Origin of the sequence: Pseudonocardia sp. ICBG1293 (genome assembly GCF_020131355.1) — a bacterium.
Taxonomy (GTDB): domain Bacteria; phylum Actinomycetota; class Actinomycetes; order Mycobacteriales; family Pseudonocardiaceae; genus Pseudonocardia.
Map to the genome: position 1 here is coordinate 66021 of NZ_JAHLEL010000006.1, position 23379 is coordinate 89399.

At 74.1% G+C, this 23379-nt stretch carries 27 protein-coding genes and 1 riboswitch; of the genes, 17 read left to right on the top strand and 10 right to left on the bottom strand.

Annotation, left to right across the window (positions count from 1 at the left end; all coding sequences use genetic code 11):
- Positions 1-80: 80 nt before the first annotated feature.
- From lhgO to KPF47_RS00905, 6 genes are all read left to right on the top strand, one after another.
- Positions 81-1313, top strand: a complete 1233-nt coding sequence (lhgO, locus tag KPF47_RS00880; protein ID WP_224386299.1) for an L-2-hydroxyglutarate oxidase — start codon at positions 81-83, stop codon at positions 1311-1313.
- On the top strand, positions 1310-2212 hold the full coding sequence (gene era, locus KPF47_RS00885; RefSeq protein WP_224386300.1) for a GTPase Era: 903 nt from the start codon (positions 1310-1312) through the stop codon (positions 2210-2212). The genes lhgO and era overlap by 4 nt, the downstream gene beginning before the upstream one ends.
- Before the next feature lie 21 nt (positions 2213-2233).
- Positions 2234-3058: a DNA repair protein RecO gene (gene recO / locus KPF47_RS00890; protein ID WP_224386301.1), complete on the top strand. Its 825-nt coding sequence runs from the start codon at positions 2234-2236 to the stop codon at positions 3056-3058.
- Positions 3059-3281: 223 nt separating this feature from the next.
- Positions 3282-3644 (top strand): hypothetical protein, encoded by a 363-nt coding sequence (locus KPF47_RS00895; RefSeq protein ID WP_224386302.1) that lies wholly within the window; start codon positions 3282-3284, stop codon positions 3642-3644.
- A 34-nt stretch (positions 3645-3678) separates the two neighbouring features.
- Positions 3679-4506 carry an isoprenyl transferase gene (locus KPF47_RS00900; RefSeq protein WP_224386303.1) on the top strand — a complete coding sequence of 276 codons (828 nt, stop codon included), beginning with the start codon at positions 3679-3681 and terminating at the stop codon, positions 4504-4506.
- 20 nt (positions 4507-4526) lie between these two features.
- Entirely contained in the window at positions 4527-4919 is a 393-nt protein-coding gene (locus KPF47_RS00905) for a hypothetical protein (RefSeq protein WP_224386775.1), read from the top strand.
- A gap of 39 nt (positions 4920-4958) precedes the next feature.
- Here the strand turns inward: KPF47_RS00905 and KPF47_RS00910 are convergent, their stop codons facing one another.
- Together KPF47_RS00910 and KPF47_RS00915 are read right to left on the bottom strand one after the other, a co-directional pair.
- Entirely contained in the window at positions 4959-5336 is a 378-nt protein-coding gene (locus tag KPF47_RS00910; RefSeq protein WP_224386304.1) for a DUF2795 domain-containing protein, read from the bottom strand.
- Positions 5337-5413: 77 nt separating this feature from the next.
- On the bottom strand, positions 5414-6052 hold the full coding sequence (locus KPF47_RS00915) for a hypothetical protein (protein ID WP_224386305.1): 639 nt from the start codon (positions 6050-6052) through the stop codon (positions 5414-5416).
- Positions 6053-6126: 74 nt separating this feature from the next.
- Positions 6127-6241: riboswitch (SAM riboswitch) on the top strand.
- 43 nt (positions 6242-6284) lie between these two features.
- Here KPF47_RS00915 and KPF47_RS00920 point away from each other — a divergent pair.
- Positions 6285-7655 (top strand): aminotransferase class V-fold PLP-dependent enzyme, encoded by a 1371-nt coding sequence (locus KPF47_RS00920; protein ID WP_224386306.1) that lies wholly within the window; start codon positions 6285-6287, stop codon positions 7653-7655.
- Positions 7656-7667: 12 nt separating this feature from the next.
- On the opposite strand, the gene KPF47_RS00925 is transcribed toward KPF47_RS00920, so the two are convergent.
- On the bottom strand, positions 7668-8084 hold the full coding sequence (locus KPF47_RS00925) for a Fur family transcriptional regulator (RefSeq protein WP_224386776.1): 417 nt from the start codon (positions 8082-8084) through the stop codon (positions 7668-7670).
- 32 nt (positions 8085-8116) lie between these two features.
- The gene (locus KPF47_RS00930; protein WP_224386307.1) at positions 8117-8491 is read right to left on the bottom strand and encodes a helix-turn-helix transcriptional regulator; all 375 of its coding nucleotides are present in this window, start codon (positions 8489-8491) and stop codon (positions 8117-8119) included.
- Between the two features lie 105 nt (positions 8492-8596).
- Between KPF47_RS00930 and KPF47_RS00935 the strand changes: the two genes are divergently transcribed.
- The 3 genes from KPF47_RS00935 (at position 8597) to KPF47_RS00945 (ending at position 11654) form a co-directional block, all read left to right on the top strand.
- Positions 8597-8926 (top strand): antibiotic biosynthesis monooxygenase, encoded by a 330-nt coding sequence (locus KPF47_RS00935; RefSeq protein ID WP_224386308.1) that lies wholly within the window; start codon positions 8597-8599, stop codon positions 8924-8926.
- A 185-nt stretch (positions 8927-9111) separates the two neighbouring features.
- Positions 9112-10044, top strand: a complete 933-nt coding sequence (locus tag KPF47_RS00940) for a type IV toxin-antitoxin system AbiEi family antitoxin domain-containing protein (protein ID WP_224386309.1) — start codon at positions 9112-9114, stop codon at positions 10042-10044.
- Positions 10045-10247: 203 nt separating this feature from the next.
- The gene (locus KPF47_RS00945) at positions 10248-11654 is read left to right on the top strand and encodes a glycine--tRNA ligase (RefSeq protein WP_224386310.1); all 1407 of its coding nucleotides are present in this window, start codon (positions 10248-10250) and stop codon (positions 11652-11654) included.
- A 69-nt stretch (positions 11655-11723) separates the two neighbouring features.
- Here the strand turns inward: KPF47_RS00945 and KPF47_RS00950 are convergent, their stop codons facing one another.
- The 4 genes from KPF47_RS00950 to KPF47_RS38340 all read right to left on the bottom strand — a co-directional run bounded on the left by KPF47_RS00950 (position 11724) and on the right by KPF47_RS38340 (position 14544).
- Positions 11724-11924 carry a hypothetical protein gene (locus KPF47_RS00950; RefSeq protein ID WP_224386311.1) on the bottom strand — a complete coding sequence of 67 codons (201 nt, stop codon included), beginning with the start codon at positions 11922-11924 and terminating at the stop codon, positions 11724-11726.
- 87 nt (positions 11925-12011) lie between these two features.
- Positions 12012-13001, bottom strand: a complete 990-nt coding sequence (locus KPF47_RS00955) for a CNNM domain-containing protein (RefSeq protein WP_224386312.1) — start codon at positions 12999-13001, stop codon at positions 12012-12014.
- Complete coding sequence (locus KPF47_RS00960) at positions 12998-14419, bottom strand: hemolysin family protein (protein WP_224386313.1); 1422 nt, start codon at positions 14417-14419, stop codon at positions 12998-13000. The genes KPF47_RS00955 and KPF47_RS00960 overlap by 4 nt, the downstream gene beginning before the upstream one ends.
- On the bottom strand, positions 14416-14544 hold the full coding sequence (locus KPF47_RS38340) for a hypothetical protein (RefSeq protein WP_255658856.1): 129 nt from the start codon (positions 14542-14544) through the stop codon (positions 14416-14418). The genes KPF47_RS00960 and KPF47_RS38340 overlap by 4 nt, the downstream gene beginning before the upstream one ends.
- A gap of 154 nt (positions 14545-14698) precedes the next feature.
- Between KPF47_RS38340 and KPF47_RS00965 the strand changes: the two genes are divergently transcribed.
- The 4 genes from KPF47_RS00965 (at position 14699) to KPF47_RS00980 (ending at position 19056) form a co-directional block, all read left to right on the top strand.
- Positions 14699-15787, top strand: coding sequence for a C4-dicarboxylate ABC transporter (locus tag KPF47_RS00965; RefSeq protein ID WP_224386314.1), 1089 nt, complete (start codon positions 14699-14701; stop codon positions 15785-15787).
- Between the two features lie 220 nt (positions 15788-16007).
- Positions 16008-17054, top strand: coding sequence for an XdhC family protein (locus KPF47_RS00970; protein ID WP_224386315.1), 1047 nt, complete (start codon positions 16008-16010; stop codon positions 17052-17054).
- Between the two features lie 89 nt (positions 17055-17143).
- Entirely contained in the window at positions 17144-17761 is a 618-nt protein-coding gene (locus tag KPF47_RS00975; protein WP_224386778.1) for a YdcF family protein, read from the top strand.
- Positions 17758-19056 (top strand): deoxyguanosinetriphosphate triphosphohydrolase, encoded by a 1299-nt coding sequence (locus KPF47_RS00980; protein ID WP_224386316.1) that lies wholly within the window; start codon positions 17758-17760, stop codon positions 19054-19056. The genes KPF47_RS00975 and KPF47_RS00980 overlap by 4 nt, the downstream gene beginning before the upstream one ends.
- 75 nt (positions 19057-19131) lie before the next feature.
- Here the strand turns inward: KPF47_RS00980 and KPF47_RS00985 are convergent, their stop codons facing one another.
- Positions 19132-19914 (bottom strand): HNH endonuclease family protein, encoded by a 783-nt coding sequence (locus KPF47_RS00985; RefSeq protein ID WP_224386317.1) that lies wholly within the window; start codon positions 19912-19914, stop codon positions 19132-19134.
- A gap of 339 nt (positions 19915-20253) precedes the next feature.
- A complete protein-coding gene (locus KPF47_RS00990; protein WP_224386318.1) occupies positions 20254-20799 on the bottom strand; it encodes a GbsR/MarR family transcriptional regulator in 546 nt (181 codons plus the stop codon).
- Positions 20800-20919: 120 nt separating this feature from the next.
- Between KPF47_RS00990 and KPF47_RS00995 the strand changes: the two genes are divergently transcribed.
- The 3 genes from KPF47_RS00995 to KPF47_RS01005 are packed head-to-tail and all read left to right on the top strand — an operon-like array spanning position 20920 to position 23368.
- The gene (locus KPF47_RS00995) at positions 20920-22491 is read left to right on the top strand and encodes a GMC family oxidoreductase (protein WP_224386319.1); all 1572 of its coding nucleotides are present in this window, start codon (positions 20920-20922) and stop codon (positions 22489-22491) included.
- Positions 22488-22721 (top strand): hypothetical protein, encoded by a 234-nt coding sequence (locus tag KPF47_RS01000; protein WP_224386320.1) that lies wholly within the window; start codon positions 22488-22490, stop codon positions 22719-22721. Before KPF47_RS00995 ends, KPF47_RS01000 begins: the two co-directional genes overlap by 4 nt.
- Positions 22718-23368 (top strand): hypothetical protein, encoded by a 651-nt coding sequence (locus KPF47_RS01005; RefSeq protein ID WP_224386321.1) that lies wholly within the window; start codon positions 22718-22720, stop codon positions 23366-23368. Before KPF47_RS01000 ends, KPF47_RS01005 begins: the two co-directional genes overlap by 4 nt.
- Positions 23369-23379 lie beyond the last annotated feature (11 nt).

The window sequence follows — 23379 nt, forward strand, 5'->3', positions numbered from 1 at the left end:
CGGATGTGACCGTCCCGCCACGCGGGACGCGAGGAGGACCTGATGGCTGCCCGCACGACCTTCCCCGCGGAGTGTTCCCGGTGACCGGGCTGCCCGCGACACCGCGCTACGACCTCGTCGTGGTCGGCGGCGGGATCGTCGGCCTGGCCACCGCGTACGCCGCCACCCGCAACGGGCTCAGCGTCGCCGTCGTCGAGCGCGAGCAGCGCCTGGCGAACCACCAGACCGGCAACAACTCCAACGTCGTGCACTCCGGGCTGTACTACGCGCCCGGCGGCTACAAGGCCCGCCTGGCCGTCGCCGGGTGCGCGGAGACCATCGCGTTCTGCCGCGAGCACGACCTGCCGCACCAGGTCTGCGGCAAGCTCGTCGTCGCGACCGAACCGCAGGAGCTGCCCCGGCTCGACGAGCTGGCCCGCCGCGGCGACGCCAACGGCGTGGAGAACCACCGCCTCGACGAGAACGGCATCCGCACCTACGAGCCGGACGTGCGCGGCCTCGCCGCGCTGTGGGTGCCCTCGACCGGCATCACCGACTACCGGCTGATCGCGGAGAAGCTCGGCGAGCTGGTCGAGAAGAACGGTGGCGAGATCCACCTCGGCCGCACCGTCACCGGGTTCGCCCGGCGCCCGGCCGACGTCGTGGTCCGCACCACCCGCGGTGACCTGCTCGGCGCGCGCGTGGTCGTCTGCGGCGGCCTGCGCAGCGACGAGCTCGCCCGGCTGGCCGGCACCGACCCGGGGGTGCGGATCGTGCCGTTCCGCGGCGAGTACTCCGGCTTCTCCGAGCGGGCCGCCTCGCTGGTCCGCGGCCTGATCTACCCGGTCCCCGACCCGGCGTTCCCGTTCCTGGGCGTGCACGCGACCCGCGGCATCGACGGCACCGTCCACGCCGGTCCGAACGCGGTGCTCGCGATGGCCCGCGAGGGCTACGACTGGCGCACGGTCAAGCCGGCGGAGCTGCTGGGGACGCTGACCTACCCGGGCACGCTGAAGGTGGCGCGCACGCACTGGCGCTACGGCATCGGCGAGGTCCGCCGCTCGCTGTCGACGCGGGCGATGGTCCGCCAGATCCAGCGGATGCTGCCCGAGGTCACCGCCGCCGACCTGCACCCGGCCGGCGCCGGGGTGCGGGCCCAGGCAGTGAAGGCCGACGGCACCCTGGTCGACGACTTCCTGTTCCTCGACCAGGCCGGTCCGGACGGTGCGGGCCGCCCCGGCTCGATCCTGCACGTGCTGAACGCACCGTCCCCGGCGGCGACGGCGGCGCTGCCGATCGGCCGCGAGATCCTCGACCGGCTGGGGGCGGCGTGACCGGCGCGCAGCCGGAGGGCTTCCGGTCCGGGTTCGCCTGCTTCGTCGGCAGGCCGAACGCCGGCAAGTCGACCCTGACCAACGCGCTGGTCGGGGAGAAGATCGCGATCACCTCCTCGCGCCCGCAGACCACCCGGCACGCGATCCGCGGGATCGTGCACCGGCCGGACGCCCAGATCGTCCTGGTCGACACCCCGGGGCTGCACCGCCCGCGGACCCTGCTCGGGTCGCGGCTCAACGACCTGGTGCGCGAGACCTGGTCCGAGGTGGACGTCGTCGGGTTCTGCGTGCCCGCGAACGAGAAGGTCGGCAAGGGCGACCGGTTCATCGCCGAGGAGCTGCGCAAGGTCGCCGCGCACACCCCGGTGGTCGCGGTCGTCACCAAGACCGACACCTCCCGCCCCGAGCAGGTGGCCGAGCGGCTGACCGAGGTCGCGGCGCTGATGGACTTCACCGAGGTCGTGCCGACCTCGGCGCGGTCGGGGTTCCAGGTGCAGCTGCTGTCGGACCTGCTGGTCGGGCTGCTGCCGGAGGGCCCGCAGCTCTACCCGGACGGCGACCTGACCGACGAGCCGACCGACGTGCTCGTCGCCGAGCTGGTGCGGGAGGCGGCGCTGGAGGGCGTGCGTGACGAGCTGCCGCACTCGATCGCCGTCGTCGTCGAGGAGACGATCGAGAAGAAGGACCTCCTGGAGATCTACGCGATCATCTACGTCGAGCGGTCCAGCCAGAAGGGCATCGTGATCGGCAAGGGGGGTGCCCGGCTCAAGCAGGTCGGCAGCGACGCCCGTCGTCAGATCGAGAAGCTCCTGGGCACCCGGGTGCACCTGGACCTGCACGTGAAGATCGCCGAGGACTGGCAGCGCGACCCGAAGCAGCTGCGCAAGCTGGGGTTCTGAGCACGACCTAGACTGGCGGCCGTGGCCCAGCTCTACCGCGACACCGGGATCGTGCTCCGGGTGCAGAAGCTGGGCGAGGCGGACCGGATCATCACCGTGCTGACCCGCCAGCACGGCAAGATCCGGGTGGTCGCCAAGGGTGTCCGTCGTACCCGGTCACGGTGGGGTGCCCGGCTCGAGCCGTTCAACCACGTCGACGTCCAGTGCTACACCGGGCGCACGCTCGACGTGGTCACCCAGGCCCAGACCGTCGACGCGTTCGCGCCGGCGATCGTCGCGGACTGGTCGGCGTACTCCTGCGGCTGCGCGATCCTGGAGACCGCGGACCGGCTGGTGTCCGAGGAGGGCGAGCCGAGCCTGCGGGTGTACCTGCTGCTGCTCGGGGCCACCCGGGCGCTGGCCGACGGCGCGCGCGAACCGGCCCTGGTGCTGGACGCCTTCCTGCTGCGGGCGATGAGCCACGCGGGATGGGCACCGTCGCTGTCGGAGTGCGCGCGCTGCGCGACCCCGGGCCCGCACCGGTCGTTCACCGTCGCCGGTGGCGGCATGGTGTGTCCGCGCTGCCGCCCGCCCGGCTCGGTCACCCCGGCCACCGAGACGGTGGCGCTGCTGTCGGCGCTGCTGCACGGCGACTGGGACACCGCCGACGCCTCGGGGACACCGACCCGGCGCGAGGCCAGCGGTCTGGTCGCGGCGCACCTGCAGTGGCACCTGGAACGCCAGCTGCGCTCGCTCCCGCTGGTCGACCGCCGCGCCCGGGGCCGGCCCGCCGCCGTCGCGGCCCCGCAGCCCGCCCCGCCCCCGGACGGCGCACCCGGGCTCCCCCCGGAGGCCCTTCCCGGCTAGTCCGACCGGGCCCGTGGCGCGATCGCGGGCGCCGTGAGCGGCCCGTTCAGCTCGTCGAGCGGTTGACGCGGGCCCGGACCACGCTCCGGGGCACCGCCGGTCGCGTCGCACGGGACTTCCGCCGACTCCACCGGGTGATCATCGTTTTCGGAGGGCAACCGCTTCCGCGGTCTCGTTACGATCCTGTGATCGAGGGGACCCCAGCCCCGTCGGAGAGGCAGTCGTGAACCGACCCCACACCCCGCCGCCGGACGACGACGACACCGGTCGTACCCGCCGTCTCGCGGCCGCCACGCAGCGGATCCCGGTGCCGCCCACCCAGCAGCTCCCGGTCCGCACCGAGGCGCTGCCGGAGTCCCCGCAGGACGGGCCGACCCGGGCGATGCGCCAGGTGCGCGCCCGGACCGAGGACGGTGCCTGGCCCGCCATCCCGATGCTGCCCGTGATCCGGCCCGACGAGTCCGAGCCGATGTCGGAGGCCGACCGCATCCAGGGACACCGCGGGGTGCGCCGGCTGCGCGAGACCATCGAGCGGCTGGAGGACCCGGCCGTCCCGGCCTGGCCGCAGCCCGACGACCGCGACTGAACCCGTCGGCCGCCCCCGACGTAAGGTCGGTGACGTGCCGTTCCAGCCCCCCGCACCGCACCCGTCCGGCGCCCGGCCGCCGGCGATCCCGCCGGAACTGCTCCCGCGCCACGTCGCCCTCGTGATGGACGGCAACGGCCGGTGGGCCAACGCCCGCGGCCTGCCCCGCACGGAGGGCCACAAGCGCGGCGAGGCCTCGCTGCTCGACGTCGCCCGCGGCTGTATCGACCTGGGTGTGCGGTGGCTGTCGGCGTACGCCTTCTCGACCGAGAACTGGCGGCGCAGCCCCGACGAGGTCCGGTTCCTGATGGGCTTCAACCGCGACGTGATCCGCCGCCGGGTCGACGAGCTGGACGCGATGGGGGTGCGCGTCCGCTGGGCGGGGCGGCGCCCGCGGCTGTGGCGCTCGGTGATCAAGGAGCTGGAGTCCGCCGAGGAACGGACCCGCGGCAACGACGTGCTGAACCTGACCATGTGCGTCAACTACGGCGGCCGCGCCGAGATCGTCGACTCGGTCCGCCGGATCGCCCGGCTCGCGGCCGAGGGCCGGATCAACCCGGACAAGATCGACGAGCGGATGCTGGCCCGGCACCTCGACGAGCCGGACATGCCCGACGTCGACCTGTTCGTGCGGTCCTCGGGGGAGCAGCGCACGTCGAACTTCCTGCTCTGGCAGAGCGCCTACGCCGAGATGGTCTTCCTGGACACGTTGTTCCCGGACTTCGACCGCCGCCACATCTGGCAGGCGATCGAGATCTACGCGCGCCGGGACCGGCGCTTCGGGGGAGCTTCCGACCGTCGCGGAGCGGGCGCGAGCATCGACACGGCCGCCGCCGTCCCGAACGATGGAGTGACACCGTGACCACCGATGTGATCACCGGGATGCTCGCCACCGCCAAGGGTGCGCTGGAGCGGTTCCACGACGTCACCGTCGACGACGACGGCGCGCTGACCTTCGCCCACGGCGGTGTGCTGTGCGTGGTCCAGGGCACCGAGCTGGAGGAGGGTCTGCCCGTCCTCAACCTGACCTGCGTCGTCGCGTGGGACCTGCCGGAGGTCGCGGACCCGGAGCACGACGTCCCGCGCCGGGTCGGGCTCGGTGTGGGGGAGGGGCTGTTCGGCACGCCCCGCGTGGTGTGCGGCGAGCGCGGCTGGGACGTGACGCTGCGGTACGCGTTCCCCGCCGCCGGGCTCGGCGAGGCGCCGATGGGGACCCTGCTGATGCTGGTCGTCTCCTCGGCGTCGAGCATGCGTGCGGAGCTGGTCGGCAGCTGAGACCGGTCCGGCCGGGGCGGGCCCCGGCCGGGGCCCGGATCAGCTCTTGCGGTTGGTGCCCAGCTCCTCGGCGATCGGGTTCACCGGGTCGGCGTCGGTGCCGGACTCCGACAGGCCCGAGGCGGTGTGCGCGGTGCGTCGCTGCCGGCGCAGCTGCTCGGTCTCCTCGCGGGTCTCGCCGTCGGTGTCGCCCGCGGTCTGCGCGGCCGGGTCGTCGTCGCGCAGGTCGACCGCGGACACCACGGCACCGATCGAGGAGTAGTACTCCTCGGCCGACACCGCCCGCAGGGCCTCGACCGTCGCCGCGTCGGCGCCGTTGCGCTCGGCGGTCCACGCCAGGTCGTCCTTGGAGGCGGGGAACTCGAGACCGTGCAGGGCGGTGCGGACGGCGTCGGCGGTCGTCGTGCGGGCTGTCATGGGATCACCTCTCGTCGTGGACGTTCGGTGACCGGGTAGCCGGTGTGCGGCCGTCCATGCACGGACGGCCGCACCGGTCAGCCGTCGGCGTCGGCGTCGGCCGTCCCCCCGGAGTCGCTGAGGTGCACGACCGGCAGCACCGCCAGCTGCCCGGCGGTCATCGAGCGCGCGACACCCAGCACGTCGTTCTGGGCCTTGGTCATCCGCGCGTCCACCAGCCCGGACAGGCCGTAGGCGACCCGGCCCAGCAGCCGCACCGTGGTCTCGTCGACCTGCGGGCGCGGGGTGGACACGACCGCGACGCCCCGCGGGGCGCCGTCGTTGGACTGGGCGACGCCGATCTCGTAGGACTCGCGCGGGTTGACGTGCCGCGACGCGTAGTGGTCACGCAGCGTGGACATCATGTCGTGGAACCCGGTCACGTCCCCCTCGAGCTCCAGGGTGGACAGGTCCTCCTTCGTGAGGGTCTTCGTGCGGCCGGAGAAGCAGCGCACGTAGCCGATCACGGCACCCGTCCACAGCGCCTCGACCAGGGCCGGGTCGGCGTCCACTCGGACCGGGCCGGACTCCGGTCCGCCGAGCGCGGTCACCAGGTGCTCGCAGCACCGCAGCACGTACTGCAGGTCGTCGAACACCGCCGCGAGCTGGGCCAGCTCCCCGGACTCCGGGACGTCGATCCGCCGTACCGTGCCCGGGGCGGGTTGCGTGTCGGTCATCGTCCAGACGCTATCCGGGGTGGCGACGGTCACGGTGTCTCCTTCTGAGACGGTCTGCTAGCTTCTCCGGCGAAGGTCACGAGTTCCAGCGCGAAGCCCCGGCTCGCTGGACGGCAACCCTCCTCCGCGGTGGGGTGCCCCGGGTGATGACCGGGCCGACGCGACACCCGCTGTCGGCAAGCGCGGATCCGTGCGCCACGCCGGGTCCCCGAGATCGGCCGGAGGCCCGATTATGACCCTCGCCCTGTCGCGTCCCGTCCAGCACGCGCTGCCCCGCGTCGTCGGTGCGGACCTGACCGTCCCGCTCGTCGACGGCCGGTGGGCCCGCTACTGCGACCTCGACTCCGCCGCGTCGGCGCCGGCGCTGGAGAGCGTCGCCGCGCACGTCGCCCGGGTGCTGCCCTACCACGGCAGCGTGCACCGCGGGGCGGGCTGGACCTCGAAGGTCTGCACCGCGCTGGTGGAGAACGCCCGCGCCGACGTCGCGCGGTTCGTCCGGGCCCGCGCCGACGACGTCGTGGTGTTCACCCGCAACACCACCGACGCGCTCGGCCTGCTCGCACGGGCCGTGCCCGGGCCGGTGGTGACCCTCGACCTGGAGCACCACGCCACGCTGCTGGCCTGGCGGGACCGCGAGCACCGGGTCGTCCGGGCCGGCCGGACCGTCGCCGCGACCCTCGACGCGCTGCGTGCCGAGCTCGCCGCCCGCCCCGACGCCGCGCTGGTCGCGGTCACCGGCGCGTCCAACGTGACCGGGGAGCTGCTGCCCGTCGCCGAGATCGCGCGGATCGCCCACGCCGCCGGCGCCCGGCTCTGCGTCGACGCCGCCCAGCTCGCCCCGCACCGGCGCGTGGACCTGGCCGGGTGGGGCGCGGACTACGTCGCGCTGTCCGGGCACAAGCTCTACGCGCCCTACGGCGCCGGGGTCCTCGTCGGGCGCCGGGACTGGCTCGACGCCGCCGAGCCGCACCTCGCCGGTGGGGGCGCGGTCCGCTCGGTGGGTGTCGCGCACGACGACGCCGGCCCGGGCCACACCGTCACCGGCTGGCTGCCCGCACCCCAGCGGCACGAGGGCGGCACCCCGAACGTGCTCGGCGCCGCCGCCCTGGGCGCGGCCTGCCGCACCCTGGAGGACCTCGTCGACGAGGCCGTGCCCGCCCACGAGCGCGAGCTGGCCGCCCGGCTGCACGCCGGCCTGGCGACCGTGCCCGGACTGCGCGTGCTGTCCTGCTTCGACGGCGATCCCGACGCCGACCGCACGGCGACGGTCTCGTTCACGCTGGACCCGCTGCCCGCGGGCCTGGTCGCGGCGGCGCTGTCGGCGGAGTACGGGATCGGCGTCCGCGACGGCCGGTTCTGCGCGCACCCGCTGCTGGACCGGCTCACCGGCGGCGGTGACGCGGTGCGCGCCTCACTGGGCCTGCGCACCGAGCACTCCGACGTCGACCGGCTGGTCGACGCGCTGACCGACCTGGTGCAGCGCGGCCCGGCCTGGACCTACGCCCTGGTCGACGGCCGGTGGGCGCCCACCCCGGACCCGCGGCCCGCCGATCCGTTCGCGCGCGACCGTGAGCTGCCCGCCGTCCCCGGCTGCGGGGACTGAGCGCGGGGGCCCTCAGCCCGCCGAGCAGCGGTCGCAGAGGCCGAAGATCTCCAGGGTGTGCGACACCTCGGTGAAGCCGTGCTTCAGCGCGACCGACTCGGTCCAGGACTCGACCGCGGGCCCCTCGATCTCCACGGCGGCGCCGCACCGGCGGCACACCAGGTGATGGTGGTGGTGCTCGGTCTCGCAGCGCCGGTAGACGGCCTCGCCGGACGCGACCCGCAGCACGTCGACCTCACCGCCGTCGGCGAGGGTCTGCAGGGTCCGGTAGACCGTGGTCAGCCCGATGCCCTCGCCGGCGCGCCGCAGCTCCTCGTGGATCTCCTGCGCGGACCGGAAGTCCTCCAGGCGGTCGAGCAGTGCGGTGACGGCGGCCCGCTGCCGGGTGGCGCGGATCCCGCGCGGCCCGGCGGTGGACCGCTGCGCCATCGCCTCCGCGGTCGTCCGGTCGGTCGTCTCGGTCACGTGTCCTCCTCGACGTGGGCGACGGCGTCCACCACGATGTGCGCCAGGTGGTCGTCCACCAGCGAGTACAGCACCTCACGGCCCTTCCGCTCGCCCTCGACCACCCCGGCGGCCTTCAGGACCCGCAGGTGCTGGCTGATCAGGGGCTGGGTGACCCCGAGCGCGTCCACCAGGTCGTGGACGCACCGGGAGTGTTCCAGCAGCTGCAGCACGATCGCGATCCGGACCGGTGCGGCGAGCGCGCGCAGCAGGTCGCCCGCGGCGGCCAGGGTGCGTGGGGCGCGGGTCGGACCCGGTTCCGGCGCGGGGTGGTGGTCGTCCGTGCCCGGGCCGGTGCCCGGTGCGTGCGTGGTCTGGGCTGCGGCAGACATGTGGTGGACCCGTCCGTTCCCCGGAGGCGGCGGCCACACCCCCCGGCGCTGCTGTGCCGTGCCGGCCGCACCCGACATGGTAGGCGTGTTCGTTATCGTCGCGCCGTGCTGCTGGTCTGCCGCTTCCGCGTGTCACCGTCCGACGAGGCCGCGTTCACCACGCGCGCGGCCCGTGCACTGGAGCTCCTCGCCGCCCGGCCGGGCTGCCGCGGCGGCGAGGCGGGCCGGGCGATCGAGGATCCGGCGCAGTGGGTCCTGACCGTCCGTTTCGACTCCGTCGACGCCTACCGCCGCGCTCTGGGGCCCTTCGAGGTCCGCGAGCACGTGCACCCGCTGCTGGCCGAGGCCGACACGACCACCGAGGCGACCTACGAGTCCCTGGTCACGGTCGCCCCCGGCGCCGCACCCACCCACCACCCCAGCCTGCTGAGCTGATCCCGACCTCGCACGGGTTCCGGCGACCTCACACGCCCTGCAGGGGTTGCGAGGTCGCAGGAACCTGTGCGAGGTGCCGGGTCGTCCACAGCGCGGGCGATCAGCGGGTGGCCGGGCCGGGGCCGTCCACAGCCGGACGGGTGATGGGGTTCCCCGGCTCGCGGGGGGCGGCGACGGTGGGGGGTATGGACCCCGAACCGCGACCCGTGCCTGCCCCGGTGCTGCGCCGTGATCTGCTTGCGAGCGGGGTGGGCGACGAGGAGCTCCGCAGGCTCCGCACCTCGGGGCGGCTCGTCCAACTGCGCCGCGGAGCCTACGTCGGGGCCGGTGACCTCGCTCCAGAGGAACGACATCGGCAGACGGTGCGTGCGGCGGTCCGGACCCTGTCCCCGGACGCGGTGTTCAGCCACGTCTCGGCGGCCGCGATGCACGGGATCGGGTTGTGGCGGGTCCCGCTCGACCGGGTGGAGGTGACCCGGAACCGGCGCAGCGGAGCTCGGACCGTGCCGTCGGGGCGGTTCCACGCGGCGGCGCTCGCCGCGGACGAGATCACCGTCGTCGACGGCGTCCCGGTGACGACGGTGCCGCGGACGGTCGTCGACCTGGCCCGCGCTCTGCCCTTCGTCGTCGCGGTCGCGGTCGCCGACGCGGCGTTGCACGCCGGAGCGGTCACCGTCGAGGAGCTGGCCGCGGCCGTGGCCCGATCCGCGCGGCGTCCCGGTACCCCGGCCGCCCGCCGGGTGCTCGCCGCGGCCGACGGCGGCGCGGACGGCCCGGGGGAGACCCGCAGCAGGCTCCTGCTCCACTCCTGCGGCCTGCCCGCACCGGCCACCCAGCACGGGCTGCGGGACCCGGCGGGACGGTTCCTCGGCCGGGTCGACTTCTGGTGGCAGCAGGCCCGGGTGGCAGGGGAGTTCGACGGGCGCATCAAGTACGGCCGAGGACTTCACCCCGCCGGCGATCTCGAGGAGGTCCTGTGGCAGGAGAAGCTGCGGGAGGACGCGATCCGGGCCGAGGGAGTCGCAGTGGTCCGCTGGGTATGGGGCGACCTGCGCAACGCGACGTCGTTCGCCCCCACGGTCGCCAGACTGGAGCGCGCGCTGGACCGTGTCCGGTGAGCGCTCGACGTCGCAGCCCTTTCTGCGACCTCGCAGCGTCTGCAGGGTGTGCGAGGTCGCAGGAACCTGTGCGAGGTCGGCCCGTCGACGCCGTCACGACGGAGGTGCGTGCGGGGCAGGGGGTGGTGATCCATGGCGGGTCGGTAATCTGGGAGACCCCGTATCCGGGGGACCTCCGAACCACCTTCTCTGGAGTACCGCCAGTGGCCAGCAAGCCCACCTCCGCCAAGATCGAGACCATCGTCGCGCTGACCAAGCGGCGCGGATTCGTCTTCGCCTCCGGTGAGATCTACGGCGGTACCCGCTCGGCGTGGGACTACGGGCCCCTCGGCGTCGAGCTGAAGGACAACATCAAGCGCCAGTGGTGGAAGACCATGGTGACCGGCCGGGACGACGTCGTCGGCCTGGACTCCTCGGTCATCCTGCCGCGCCAGACCTGGGTCGCCTCCGGCCACGTCGGCACCTTCTCCGACCCGCTGGTCGAGTGCGAGTCCTGCCACAAGCGCTACCGCGCCGACCAGCTGGCCGAGGAGTTCGCCGAGCGCAAGGGCCGCGACCCGGAGCAGGCCGACCAGAACGACCTGTCCGAGGTGCCCTGCCCGAACTGCGGCACCCGCGGCCGGTTCACCGCGCCGCGCGAGTTCAACATGATGCTCAAGACCTTCCTCGGCCCGGTGGAGTCCGAGGAGGGCCTGCACTACCTGCGCCCGGAGACCGCGCAGGGCATCTTCGTGAACTTCCTGAACGTGCAGACGACCTCGCGCAAGAAGCCGCCGTTCGGCATCGGCCAGATCGGCAAGAGCTTCCGCAACGAGATCACCCCGGGCAACTTCATCTTCCGCACACGCGAGTTCGAGCAGATGGAGATGGAGTACTTCGTCGAGCCGGGCAGCGACGAGGAACTCCACCAGTACTGGATCGACGAGCGCACCCGCTGGTACACCGACCTGGGCATCTCCTCGGAGAACCTGCGGCACTACGAGCACGCCAAGGAGAAGCTCTCCCACTACTCGAAGCGCACCGTCGACATCGAGTACCGGTTCAACTTCACCGGCCAGGAGTGGGGCGAGCTCGAGGGCATCGCGAACCGCACCGACTTCGACCTGACGGCGCACTCGAACCACTCCGGCGTCGACCTGTCGTTCTACGACCAGGCCTCCGACACCCGGTACAAGCCGTACGTGATCGAGCCCGCCGCCGGTGTCGGCCGGTCGATGATGGCGTTCCTGATCGAGGCCTACACCGAGGACGAGGCGCCGAACGCCAAGGGCGGCGTCGACAAGCGGGTCGTCCTGAAGCTCGACCGCAGGCTCGCCCCGGTGAAGGCCGCGGTGCTGCCGCTGTCGCGCAACGCCGACCTGTCGCCGAAGGCGAAGGACCTGGCCGCGCAGCTGCGGAGGAACTGGAACGTCGACTTCGACGACGCCGGCGCCATCGGACGCCGCTACCGTCGTCAGGACGAGATCGGCACCCCGTTCTGCATCACCGTCGACTTCGACACCCTCACCGACCAGGCGGTGACGATCCGCGAGCGGGACTCGATGGCCCAGGAGCGGGTGGCCCTCGACCAGGTCGAGACCTACCTGGCGACGCGCCTGCTCGGATGCTGAGCGGGTAGTCCGCCACCACGAACGCCCCGCCCCGGGACCGGGGCGGGGCGTTCGTCGTGCGGGGGGTGGTCAGGGCCGGTAGGCCAGCAGCTGCACGCCCAGCTCGGACTCGGTGCGGCGCACCTCCTCCAGCTGCTCGGCGGACAGCGCGGCGTAGGGTGACTCGGGCCGGTAGGCTACGAGCGGGCCGCCGATGCGGTCCTCCAGCTGCCTGAGCCGGGCCAGTGCCGCCTCGTCGAGCTCGGCGGGACGCAGCGTCGGAGCACTCATCACAACCTCCGTGGTGATCGGGAGGCGGTCCGGGGCCGGACCGCCCCGGGACCGGGTGCCGCGCGGGTACCCGGTCCGGGGCAGCTCCTACACCGGTTCCTGCAGAAGCCGCTCCACCAGGTCGGAGAGGGTGACGACGCCGACCGGTCGGCCGTCGGACTCCACCAGGGCCAGGTGCGCACGCTGCTCGCGCATCGTGTTCACCGCCGTGTGGTACTGCGTGTCCGCCGGCAGGGTGAGCACCGGGCGCATCAGGTCCCGGGCCAGGGTCCCCGGCTCGCGCGTCAGCGTGTCGCGGACGTGCACGTACCCGATCGGGGTGTCCCCGTCGCGCACGACGAGCCGGAGGTGCCCGGTGCGGCGGCAGGTCGCCTGGACCGCCGCGACGTCGTCGTCCGCGGCCACCGCGGCCGGCTCGCGCGCGAGCTCACCCAGCGGAGTCCGCTCCAGCTCCAGCGCCGTGACCAGCTGGTCGCGGCGCCCCTGGTCGAGGGTCCCGGTCTTCGCCGAGTGGTCGACCAGCTGACGCAGGTCGTCGGCGTTGCGTCCCGAGGCCATCTCGTCCACGGGCTGGACCCCGCACAGCCGCAGGCAGCGGTTGGCGGCGCCGTTGAGCAGCAGCAGCACCGGCCGGGCGGTCACCATGAACGCCCGCATCGGGAGCGCGAGCAGGATCGCCGAGCGCTCCGGGTGCGAGATCGCCCAGGACTTCGGCGCCATCTCGCCGACCACCAGGTGCAGGAACGTCACCACGATCAGCGAGATGACGAACGAGGCCACGCCCGCGATACCGCCGGGGATGCCCCAGCCCTCCAGGACCGGGCGCAGCGCGTAGTCCACGGCCGGCTTGCTGATGGCGCCCAGGCCCAGCACACACAGGGTGATGCCGAGCTGGGACCCGGCGAGCAGCACGGAGATGTCCCGGGAGCTGCGCAGCGCGGCCCGGGCGGCGGCCGAGGTCTGTGCGGCCTCCTCCAGCCGGTAGTTGCGGGCGGCGATCAGGGCGAACTCGATCGCGACGAAGAAGGCGCTCGCCCCGATCAGGACGACGGTCGCGATGATCTGGAAGGCACTCATGCCCGCACCTCCGGCTCGTCACTGTCCTGCTCGGCCCCGGCGGGCACCAGCTCGGTCCACTCCAGACGGACCGCCGACGGGACCCGCCGGTCGACCTCCTGCACCACCAGGCGCAGTGCGCGGTCCTCGTCGTCCGGACTCTCGGCGGCGATCGTCACGACGATCGCGTCCCCGACGTCGGGCAGCCGCTGCAGCTCGGCCATCACCAGACCGCCGACGGTCTGGTAGTCGCCCTCGGGCAGCTCGGCGTCGATCAGCCTGCCGACCTCGTCGACGTGCCGGTCACCCGGCACCACCCAGCCGTCGTCGGAGCGCAGTGCCTGGTCCGTACCGGCCTGGTCGTGCTCGTCGGTGATCTCACCGACGAGCTCCTCGGCGACGTCCTCGACGGTGATGACGCCGGCCAGGCCGCCGTACTCGTCGAGCACGCAGGCCAGCTCCTCGTCGTCGGCGCGGAGCTGGGCCAGCACCTGGGGGAGCGGCAGCGACGAGGGCACCAGCACCGGAGCCCGCATCAGGTCCGACACCAGCACCTGGTCGAACGGCCGGTCGTCGCGGTCGGCGAGGGCCAGCACGTCCTTGAGGCACACCACGCCGACCAGCTCCAGCGCGTTCTCCGGGTCCGCCGCCTCGGCGGGCGGCCCGAGGACCGGGTACCGCGAGTGCGCCGCGGCCATCTGGCCGACCAGGCTCTCGACGGTCGCGTCGGCGCGGACCCACGAGACCCGCGGTCGCGGGATCATCGCGGCCCGGGCGGTCCGGTCGCCGAAGTCGACGGCGCGGTCCAGCAGCACCGCCAGCTCCGGGTTGAGGTCACCCGAGTCCTTCGAGTCGTCGATGATCGCCTCGAGGTCGCGGGGGGTCGCCGAGTGCTCGACGTCGTGCACCGGCTCGATCCGCAGCGCGCGCAGCAGCAGGTTCGAGGCCGCGTCGAAGATCCGGATGAGCCACCCGAACAGGGCCAGGTAGGTCTTGGTGGACAGCGCCAGCCAGCGGGCGACCGGCTCCGGACGGGCGATGGCGAGGTTCTTCGGGAACAGCTCGCCGAACACCATCTGGACGATGGTGGCGAACAGCAGCGCGAAGGTGATGCCGATCGCCAGGCCGATCCCCTGCGGGACGTCGACGAGGCCGAGCAGCTCGGCGATGCCGTTGCCGATCAGCGGCTCGGCGACGTACCCGACCAGCAGACCGGTGACGGTGATGCCGAGCTGGGCGCCGGAGAGCATGAACGACGTGCGGCGGGTGATGTCGAGGGCCCGGGACGCTCCGGTGTCGCCCTCGGCCGCACGGGCCTTGAGGCGGGAGCGGTCCACGGCCATGTAGCCGAACTCCTGGGCCACGAAGTAGCCGGTCAGGGCGGTGATCACGAGGACCACCAGGATGCCCAGGAGGATGCCGAGGATCGTGCCGATCACCGGGAGTTCACCGCCCGGGTCTCGGGCCCGGCCGGGATGTGCACGGCGTGGGCGGGGACGGGGACGATGCGGGGTCGCCGGCCGTCACGGGGACGGTCGGCGCGCGGACTGCAGGTGGGGTCCATGACTCCTGACTCGCGATCTGATGGGCGTACCACGCGTTCAACGCGTGCCGGAATCGTACGGTTCCGGCACGCAGCCGTCGCGGTGGTCACCCTGTGATGGCCCGAACGGCGGTACCGGTGTTTGGCGCAACGTCGCTCCGGGTGATCCCGCTCCGTGATCACCTCTCGCCTGGAGCAGGCCGGTCCGCCCTGGTTCGGGGCGGTGATGGGGACCGGGATCGTCGCGGTGGCGACCACCTCGTTCCCGGTGCCGGTACCCGGTCTGCGCGCCGCGGGGACCGTGCTGTGGCTGCTCTCCGCGGTACTGCTGGTGGTCCTGGCCGTGCTGGTCCTGCGGGCCGGGGCGGCCCGGCGACGGCGTGGTGGCCGTCCTGACCCGTCGGACCTGCCGTTCCACGGTGCACCCGGGCTCGGGATGCTCACCGTCGGGGCGGGCGCGATCGGGTTGGGCCCCGACCTGCTCGGCGAGCCGGCCGCGGCCGCGCTGAGCTGGATCCTGTGGTCGTCGGGCACCGCGGTGGTGCTGGTCGTCGCGGTGTGGGTGCCGTTCCGCTGGATCAGCGTCCCGGGGTCGGCGACCGACCCGGCGCCGGCCTGGATCATGCCGGTGGTCGGGCCGATGGTGGCCGCCGCCGACGGCGCGCTGCTCATCGGGCACACCCCCGGCCCGGCCGCGGCGTCGACGATGTTGCTGGTCTGCGTGGCCCTGTTCGGCCTGGGCGTGGTGTCGGCACTGGCCCTGCTGCCCCGGGTGCTGGCCCGCCTCGGTACGACCGGGCTCGCCCTGGCCGACACCCCGACCGTCGTGATCGTGCTGGGGCCCTTCGGACAGTCGGTGACGGCGGCGAACCTGCTCGCGGGACACGCGCAGGGGCTGCTGCCCGAACCGTTCGCCGGTGTGGCGATCGGTGCGGGACTGCTCTACGGGGCACCGGCCTGGGGCTTCGCGGTCGGCTGGGCCGTGCTGTCGGCGATGCTCATCGGTCACGCCGTGGGCCGGGGCATGACGTTCAGCGCCTCGTGGTGGGCGGTGACCTTCCCGTTCGGCACCCTGGTGACCGGCACGAACGCGCTCGCCGCGCGGACCGCGCTGCCCCCGGTCGTCGGGGCGGCGGTGGTGCTGTTCGCGGTGCTGGTCCTGGTGTGGGGGGTGGTCGCAGCCGCCACCGTGCGGTCGGCGCTGTCCGACGTCGCCGACGACATCGGGGCGTCGCGGCCGTCGAACCGGACACGCTCGGCGTGAGCGGCGCCGGTGCGCGGCTCGTCCGTCGACGCGCTCCGGCCGCGGGGCTCCCTGTCCGGTGGCTCGGTGTCCGGTGGCTCCGTGCCCGTCCACCCGTCCGCCGCGCCGCGGGGCGCCGGGGCACCCCGAGCGGGATCCGGACGGCGACCCGCCGGTCCCGTGCGGCGCGCTGCCGCCGGTCCCCGGCCCGTCGTCGGTCCCCGTCGCTACCCTGGCGACCGTGAGCACCTCGGCGACCTCCTCCGCGGCACGGCCACCGGCCGACCCCCGTCGTGACCTGGGCGCGGCCCTGCGCCGCTGGGCAGCGGCGGACGGGCCGGGGATCGGCGTCGTCCGGGTGCTCGACCGGCACGGCTTCGGCTCCGTCGAGTCCGGCCAGCTGGTCGCGGGCACCACCGACGGCGAGGTCGGCGGCCGGCTCTACCTCGGCGCGCTCGACGACTCCGCGCACCCGCTGGCCGCCGAGGCGGCGTCCGGGGTCGCGACCGTGCGGGAGGCGCACGTCGGGGAGTCCTCCGCGGTCGCCGCCGGCCTGGCCTGCGCCGGTGGCGCGACACTGCTCGCCCACCCACTGCCCGCCGGGCCCGCCACCGCGCTGGGGGAGGCACTGGAGGCAGGCCGTCCGGCCGCACTGCTCGCGGTCGTGGACACCGGTGCGGCCCTGGTCCTGACCGGTCCCGGTCTGGAGGAGCAGACCGGTGACCTCGGCGGGGTGACCGCCCAGGCCGTCGCGCAGGCCCGCGCGCTGCTGCGCCGCGGCGCCACGGCCACCGAGCAGCTCGACGTGGAGGGCACCGCGGTGCTGGTCGACCTGCTGGTGCCGGTCCCGTCGGTGCTGGTCGTGGGCGAGGGCGTGCTCGGCGCGGCCCTGCACGCCCAGGCGGGGCTGCTCGGCTGGAGCGCCCGCACCGTCACCACCGTCGCCGGGGCGAGGGAGGCCGTCGCCGCGTTCACCGAGGCCGACGTGCTGGTACTGCTCGACCACGACCCGGCCTTCGACGCGGCCCTGCTCGACGGGCTCGCCCACGGCCGGGGGTTCCTCGGCGCGCTCGGGTCGCGGCGCACCCAGGCCGCGCGCCGGGAGCGGCTGCTCGCCGCCGGGGTCACCGAGGAGGATCTGGCCGCGGTGCACGGGCCGGTCGGTCTCGACCTCGGCGCCCGCACCCCCGCCGAGACGGCGGTGTCGATCGTCGCCCAGGTCGTCGCGCTGCGTGCCGGGCGGTCGGCGTCGGCGCTCGCCTCCTCGGCCGGTCGGATCGGCGGATGAGCGGCGCCTCGTCGCGTCGTGGGCTCGGCGGTGCCCCGCCGGAGCCCGGCCCGGGCGTCCGCACGGTCCGCCGCCCGGTGCGGACCGGGATGACGTGGGGCGCACGGCTGCTCGTCGGTGGGCTGATCATGCTGGTGGCGGTGGTCGGGGTGACGGCGCTGCGGGTGTGGCAGGTCGCCCGGGTGGACGACCAGCGCCCCAGCGACGCCGTCGTCGTGCTCGGCGCGGCCCAGTACAACGGCGAGCCCAGCGCGGTCCTGGCCAACCGTCTCAAGCACGCCGAGCAGCTCTGGCGCGACGGCGTGGCCCCGCGGATCGTCACCGTGGGCGGTGGCCGCACGGGGGACCGCTACACCGAGGCCGAGGCCAGCCGGGACTGGCTGATCGAGCAGGGCGTGCCCGCCTCGGCGGTCGAGGCGGTGCCCGAGGGCGCGGACACGCTGGGCAGCCTGCAGGCGGTCGCCGCGACCGCACGCGAGCAGGGCTGGGCCTCGGCGCTGCTGGTCTCCGACCCCTGGCACAGCCTGCGGGCCCGCACCATGGCGCGCGACGCGGGGCTGCGGGCCTACACCTCGCCGACCCGCAGCGGACCGATCGTGCAGACCCGCGAGACGCAACTGCGCTACATCTACCGCGAGACGGGCGCGCTGCTGTTCTACGAGCTCACCCACGCCTCGGTCGACACCGCGAGCAGCGGGCTGGGATGACCGTCCAGCAGGCCCCGGCCGACCCGGGATACACCGCCGCCGACGCGCAGCGCCGCCATCCGGAGGCCCCGAAGGGGTCCGGGCTGGGGGAGCGTGGACGCGTCGAGCGGCGCAGCCCCTACTCCCGTGACCGGGCCCGGGTGCTGCACTGCGCGGCGCTGCGCCGGCTCGCCGGCAAGACCCAGGTCGTCGGGCCGGGCGAGGGCGCCGAGGTCAGCGGCATCCCGCGCACCCGGCTCACGCACTCGCTCGAGGTCGCCCAGATCGGCCGGGGCATCGCCGAGGAGCTGGGGCTCGACCCCGACGTCGTCGACGCCGCCGGGCTGGCCCACGACATCGGGCACCCGCCGTTCGGGCACAACGGGGAGCGGGCGCTCGACATCGCGGGCGCCGAGTGCGGCGGGTTCGAGGGCAACGCCCAGACCCTGCGCATCCTGACCCGGCTGGAGCCGAAGGCCCGTTCCGGCGACGGCCGCGTGCCCGGCGGGCTGAACCTGACCCGGGCGACCCTCGACGCCGCCACCAAGTACCCGTGGGCGCGCCGCGGAGCGGAACGCAAGTTCGGCGCCTACCCCGACGACCTGCCCGCGCTGGAGTGGGTGCGCGCCGGTGCCCGGCCGGGGGTGCGGAGCATGGAGGCCCAGGTGATGGACTGGGCCGACGACGTCGCCTACTCCGTGCACGACGTCGAGGACGCGGTGCACGCCGGCCGGATGGACCTGGCGGTGCTGTCCTCCCCGGCCGAGCGGGCCGCGCTCGCGGTGGAGGCGTCGCTGCGCTTCGGCGAGGACGAGGGCGCCTGCGCCGAGGCCGCCGCCCGGCTCGACGCGTTGCCGGTGGTCCGGGCGGTCCGGGGCTTCGACGCCGCCACCGCCGCCGGCGACGACCTGGTCGCGATGAAGCGGATGACCTCCGAGCTGGTGGGCCGGTTCGCTCTGGCCGCCACCGACGCCACCCTGGACACCCACGGCGACGTGCCGCTGGCCCGGCACCGCGCCGACCTGGTGGTCCCGGTCGTCGCGGCGGCGGAGGTCGTCGTGCTCAAGGCCCTGGCCACCCGCTACGTGATGAGCGACCCGCGCCGGCTGGAGATGCAGTCCCGCCAGCGCGACCTGCTCCACGACCTGGTCGCCGCCCTGTGCACGCGCGGGCCCGACGCCCTCGACCCGGCCCGGGCCGAGGACTGGGCGGCGGCTCCCGACGACCGGGCCCGGTTGCGGGTCGTGATCGACCAGGTCGCGACGCTGACCGACCCGCAGGCGCACGCCTGGCACCGCACGCTCTGCCGGCCCTGACGGCACGCGACGGTCCCGGGACCGTTCGGCCCCGCCGTCGGGGGACGGCGGGGCGGGACGGCGGCGGGGCGGCGCTCAGCGCAGGGTGACCGCGGGCTTCGCCGCGTCGGCCTCGGAGGTCACGGCGCGGGCCGGGCAGGTGCCCAGCACCCGGTCGATCGCGTCCCGCTCGGCGCCGGTCACCCAGAGCTTGTACTTCTTCTTCACCGCGACCTGCCGGGCGACGTAGGCGCAGCGGTAGCGGTTGTCCGGTGGCAGCCAGGTCGCGGCGTCGCCGTCGCCCTTGCGGGAGTTGGTCGGGCCGTCGACGGCGATCAGGTTGAGCGGGTCGTTCCCGATCCGCTCCCGGGTGGCCGCGTCGAGCTGCTGGGCGCCCTTCTGCCAGGCGTCGGACAGCGCGACGACGTGGTCGATCTGCACCCGCTCGCTGGTGCCCTGGCCGCGGGTGAACGCGATCGTCGAACCGGTGTAGGAGTCGCGCAGTGACCCGGTGAGCACGACGCAGTCGCGGGTGCCCGCCTTGAACGTCTCGCGGTCCATGTCCCGGGCCAGGACCTGGTTGCGCTGGTCGCAGCCGTCGCGGTCGATGTCGGCCCAGCGACGTCCGAACTGCTCGCGGGTGTAGCCGGTCTTCGGCGCCCGGCCCTTCACCGCCAGCGTCCGCAGCGTCGTCGAGGCGCTCCCCGCCGCCGCGCCCTCGACGGTCCCGGGCGGCGCCGGCGCGACGACACCGACGTCGACGACACCGGTGTCGAGCGCCGCGTCCAGCACGTCCACGAACGATCCGGGGGAGCCACACCCGGCCATCACCATCATCGTCACCAGCAGCCCGGCGACCCGCACACCTCGAACACGCACACCGGAGATGTTCGCGAACGCGAACGCCGGAACCGCGCGGACACGCCGCGTGTTCGTCACTCGGTGTGAACATCCTTGCCAACCGGCGCCCGGTTCGTGCAGGGGTCGGGGGAGCACGGTCGTCGAGGCTGACCGACCGTGCTCCGCCAGGACGGCGTCGGCTCGCGGGAGAGGACCGTCCGGGTGCCGTCCGCACGGACCGGCAGCAGGGGGAACCGGGTCGCGGCACGGTCGTGGGGGCACCGCGGGAACGTGATGGGCCCGGTGTGGAGGCACCGCCCCTCGTCGGCCACGATCGCCCGCACCGCCCGGTCGGGAGCCCGGGTCACCTCCGCGGACTCAGCGATCGACCGGCACACGAACCCCCGGCCGAGGCCCGGTCACCTCGGTCCGCGGTGGCGGATCGGCCGCCGCCCCGAGGGATGCGCGGTAGTCCTGCAGCATCGCCGTCAGCCGCGCGACCATGAAGTCGTAGTAGTCGGCCATGTCGCCGGTCCTGCGGCGTTGGGTGTCGGGCAGATCGGCCCCGGTCGCGCGGGCACGGTGGGCGAGATCGCGCAGCTCGCGAACCTGGTCGAGCTGGTGGGCCAGGCATCCGACCCACGCGTCCTCCCGCCAGCGGTAGACGAAGCGCCGTGTACCCGGCGCCTTGACCCGACGGACGACCCCGTTGGCGATCAGCAGACGGGTGATCTCGGACATGAACCCGGCGCTGGCCCCGACCTCGGCCTGCAACTGCTGCGCGGTCATCGCCTCCTCGGCGAGCATGAGTACGCCCGCGGTGCGCCCGGCCATCGGTGGCCAGCCCATCGCCGCGCCGATGACCGAGGCGAAGTCCTCGATCAGGACCTCTGCATCCGCCGAGCGGACGTCCGGGGCGCCCATGCCGTCCACCTTTCACTGTATAGCGAAAATTCGCTGTTGACCGATAGTTCACTTCGGGCCGATAGTACCGGCCGTCGGCAGTCCGTCCGGGACGCTGCCGCGGTCGCAGGGAGGTCGTCGGTGGCACGGAACGGCTGGGACGTCATCGTGGTGGGGGCGGGCTCGTCGGGCGCGGTCCTCGCGAGCCGCCTCGCAGAACAGGGGCGCCGTACCCTGCTGCTGGAGGCCGGCCCGGACTTCCCCTCGGCACAGCTGCCCGAGGTGTGGCGCTCCCCGAATCCGCTGCGGGCGCTGCTCGACCCGGAGGCGGGTGCGTCGCTGGTGTGGCCGGGGCTGACCGCGACCCGGACCGACAAGCAGGAGCCGGCGCTGTACTGGCGAGGTCGTGGCGTCGGCGGGAGCTCCTCGATCAACGGGCAGATCGCCATCCGTCCGCCGATGGAGGACTTCGCGGACTGGGCCCGGCAGGGATGCACCGGGTGGTCCCCGGAGGACGTGCTGCCCTGCTTCGCCCGTTCCGAGGACGACGAGCAGTTCGGCGACGAGCCCTACCACGGCCGCGGTGGACCGGTCCCGATCCACCGGATGGCCAGGGCGGACTGGGGCTCGGTCGACACCGCCCTGCACGCGGCGGCACTGGCGGCGGGCCACCGCGGCACCGAGGACGTCAACGCGCCCGGCGCGAGCGGGGTCTCGCCCTACCCGATCAACTCGCGCGACGGGCGCCGCGTCACCGTCAACGACGGCTACCTCGAACGGGCGCGCGCGTCCGGCCGTCTGACCGTCCGCGGTGGGGCGCTGGTGGACCGCGTCCTGATCGAGCACGGCCGGGCGGTCGGGGTGCGCTGTCTCGCCGACGGGGCCGTGGTGGAGGAGCGGGCGGATCTGGTCGTGCTCAGCGCGGGCGCGGTGCACTCGCCCGCCGTGCTGATGCGCTCGGGCATCGGCCCGGCCGGTGCGCTGCGGGGGCTCGGGATCGACGTCGTCGCGGACCTCCCGGTCGGGGCCGGCCTGCAGGACCACCCGATGGTCGGTGTCGCGATCCCGCTCGACGAGGCCTCCGCGCTGCGCACCGCCGATGACCGGCACACCAACGTGTGCGTCCGCTACACCAGCGACGCGCCGGATGCGCTGCCACTGGACATGATGTTCGTGTCGCTCAACCAGAACGTCCTGTCGATGGAGGGAGCCGACCTCCGGTTCGGCGCCGGCGCGTTCGGGGTGTGGGTCAACCAGACCTACTCGCGCGGGTCCGTCACGCTGACCTCCGGCGACCCCACCCACCACCCGCAGGTACGGGAGGCGATGCTGTCGGACGAGCGCGATCTCTCCCGGCTGCGTTCGGGTCTGCGCGCGCTGGTGGCGATGGCCCGCGGCGAGGAGGTCGCGGCCATCGCCGACGGCCCGATCGACCGGGTGAACACCCATCTGCTCTCGATCCTGGACGACGACGCGCAGCTCGACGACCACCTGCTCGCCACCGCGGCCGACGCCCAGCACGCCACCAGCACCTGCCGTATGGGCGACCCGGCCGATCCCGACACCGTCGTGGACCCGGACTGCCGTGTCCTGGGCGTCGGCGGACTACGGGTCGTGGACGCCTCGATCCTCCCGTCCGTCCCGCGGGCCAACACCAACCTGACCGCGATCATGGCCGGCGAGATGATGGCCGACCGGCTGGCCCGCTCGTGACACCCGCTCGCAGCCTCGTCGTGGCCGCCGGCACCCGGCCCACCTTCGTGCGGCCCGCCCTCGGTGTCGCCGCCGTGTCCCTCGCGGCGCACCGCCCGGACCACGCGCTCGTCGTGCGTCCGTGCGTCGGCGACGGGGTGCGGGTCGCCATCTCCCGTGCCGAGCAGACCGAGCTGTTCCCGGCGGCCGCGACAGCGTTCGCCGACCCGAGAGACCGGAGCCTGGGATGACCGGATCCACCGACCACCTGCTGGCGGTCTCGTCCGTGCCGGAACGCCGGTACTACGAGGCCTACAGCCGCGACTACGGCCCCCGGGAGCGCCGCCGCGCACGCTACTTCTGCTACGACACCGAGGCCGGTTTCGTCGCAGGCGCGAACGTCAGCGTCGTCTTCACCTTCGACGCCCCCGTCGGGCTCGTCTGGGACGTGATCCAGGACTTCAACAACTGGGCCAACTCGGCCGACTACTACTACCTGCTTGGCAACCTGGGCCGGATGGAGGGCCAGGGGTTCCGCATCGGCGCGTCACCGGCCGACACCGGCCCGAACCAGTACGTGGTCACGAAGGTCATCCCCGAGTTCATGCTCGTGATCTCCCAACCCGTCCCGGAGGGCAACGACCTGGGCCGCGGTTTCGAGATCGGCCACGGAGGGGTCAGCGCCGGAGCGCACGTGGTGACGCTCGACGAGTTCGCGGGCACGACGGTGGTCAACTTCTTCATGGAACACGCCTCGATCATGGCCGGCCCCGGTGAGGCCACCCGCGACGAGGACGTGCTCGACCCGTGGCGCGAGATGACCGAGAGCGCCGACTGGAAGTGGCGGGACCACTTCATCCCCGCGATGCGCGCGTCGGTCGCCGAGCGCTCGTCCTGAACCTCCAGATC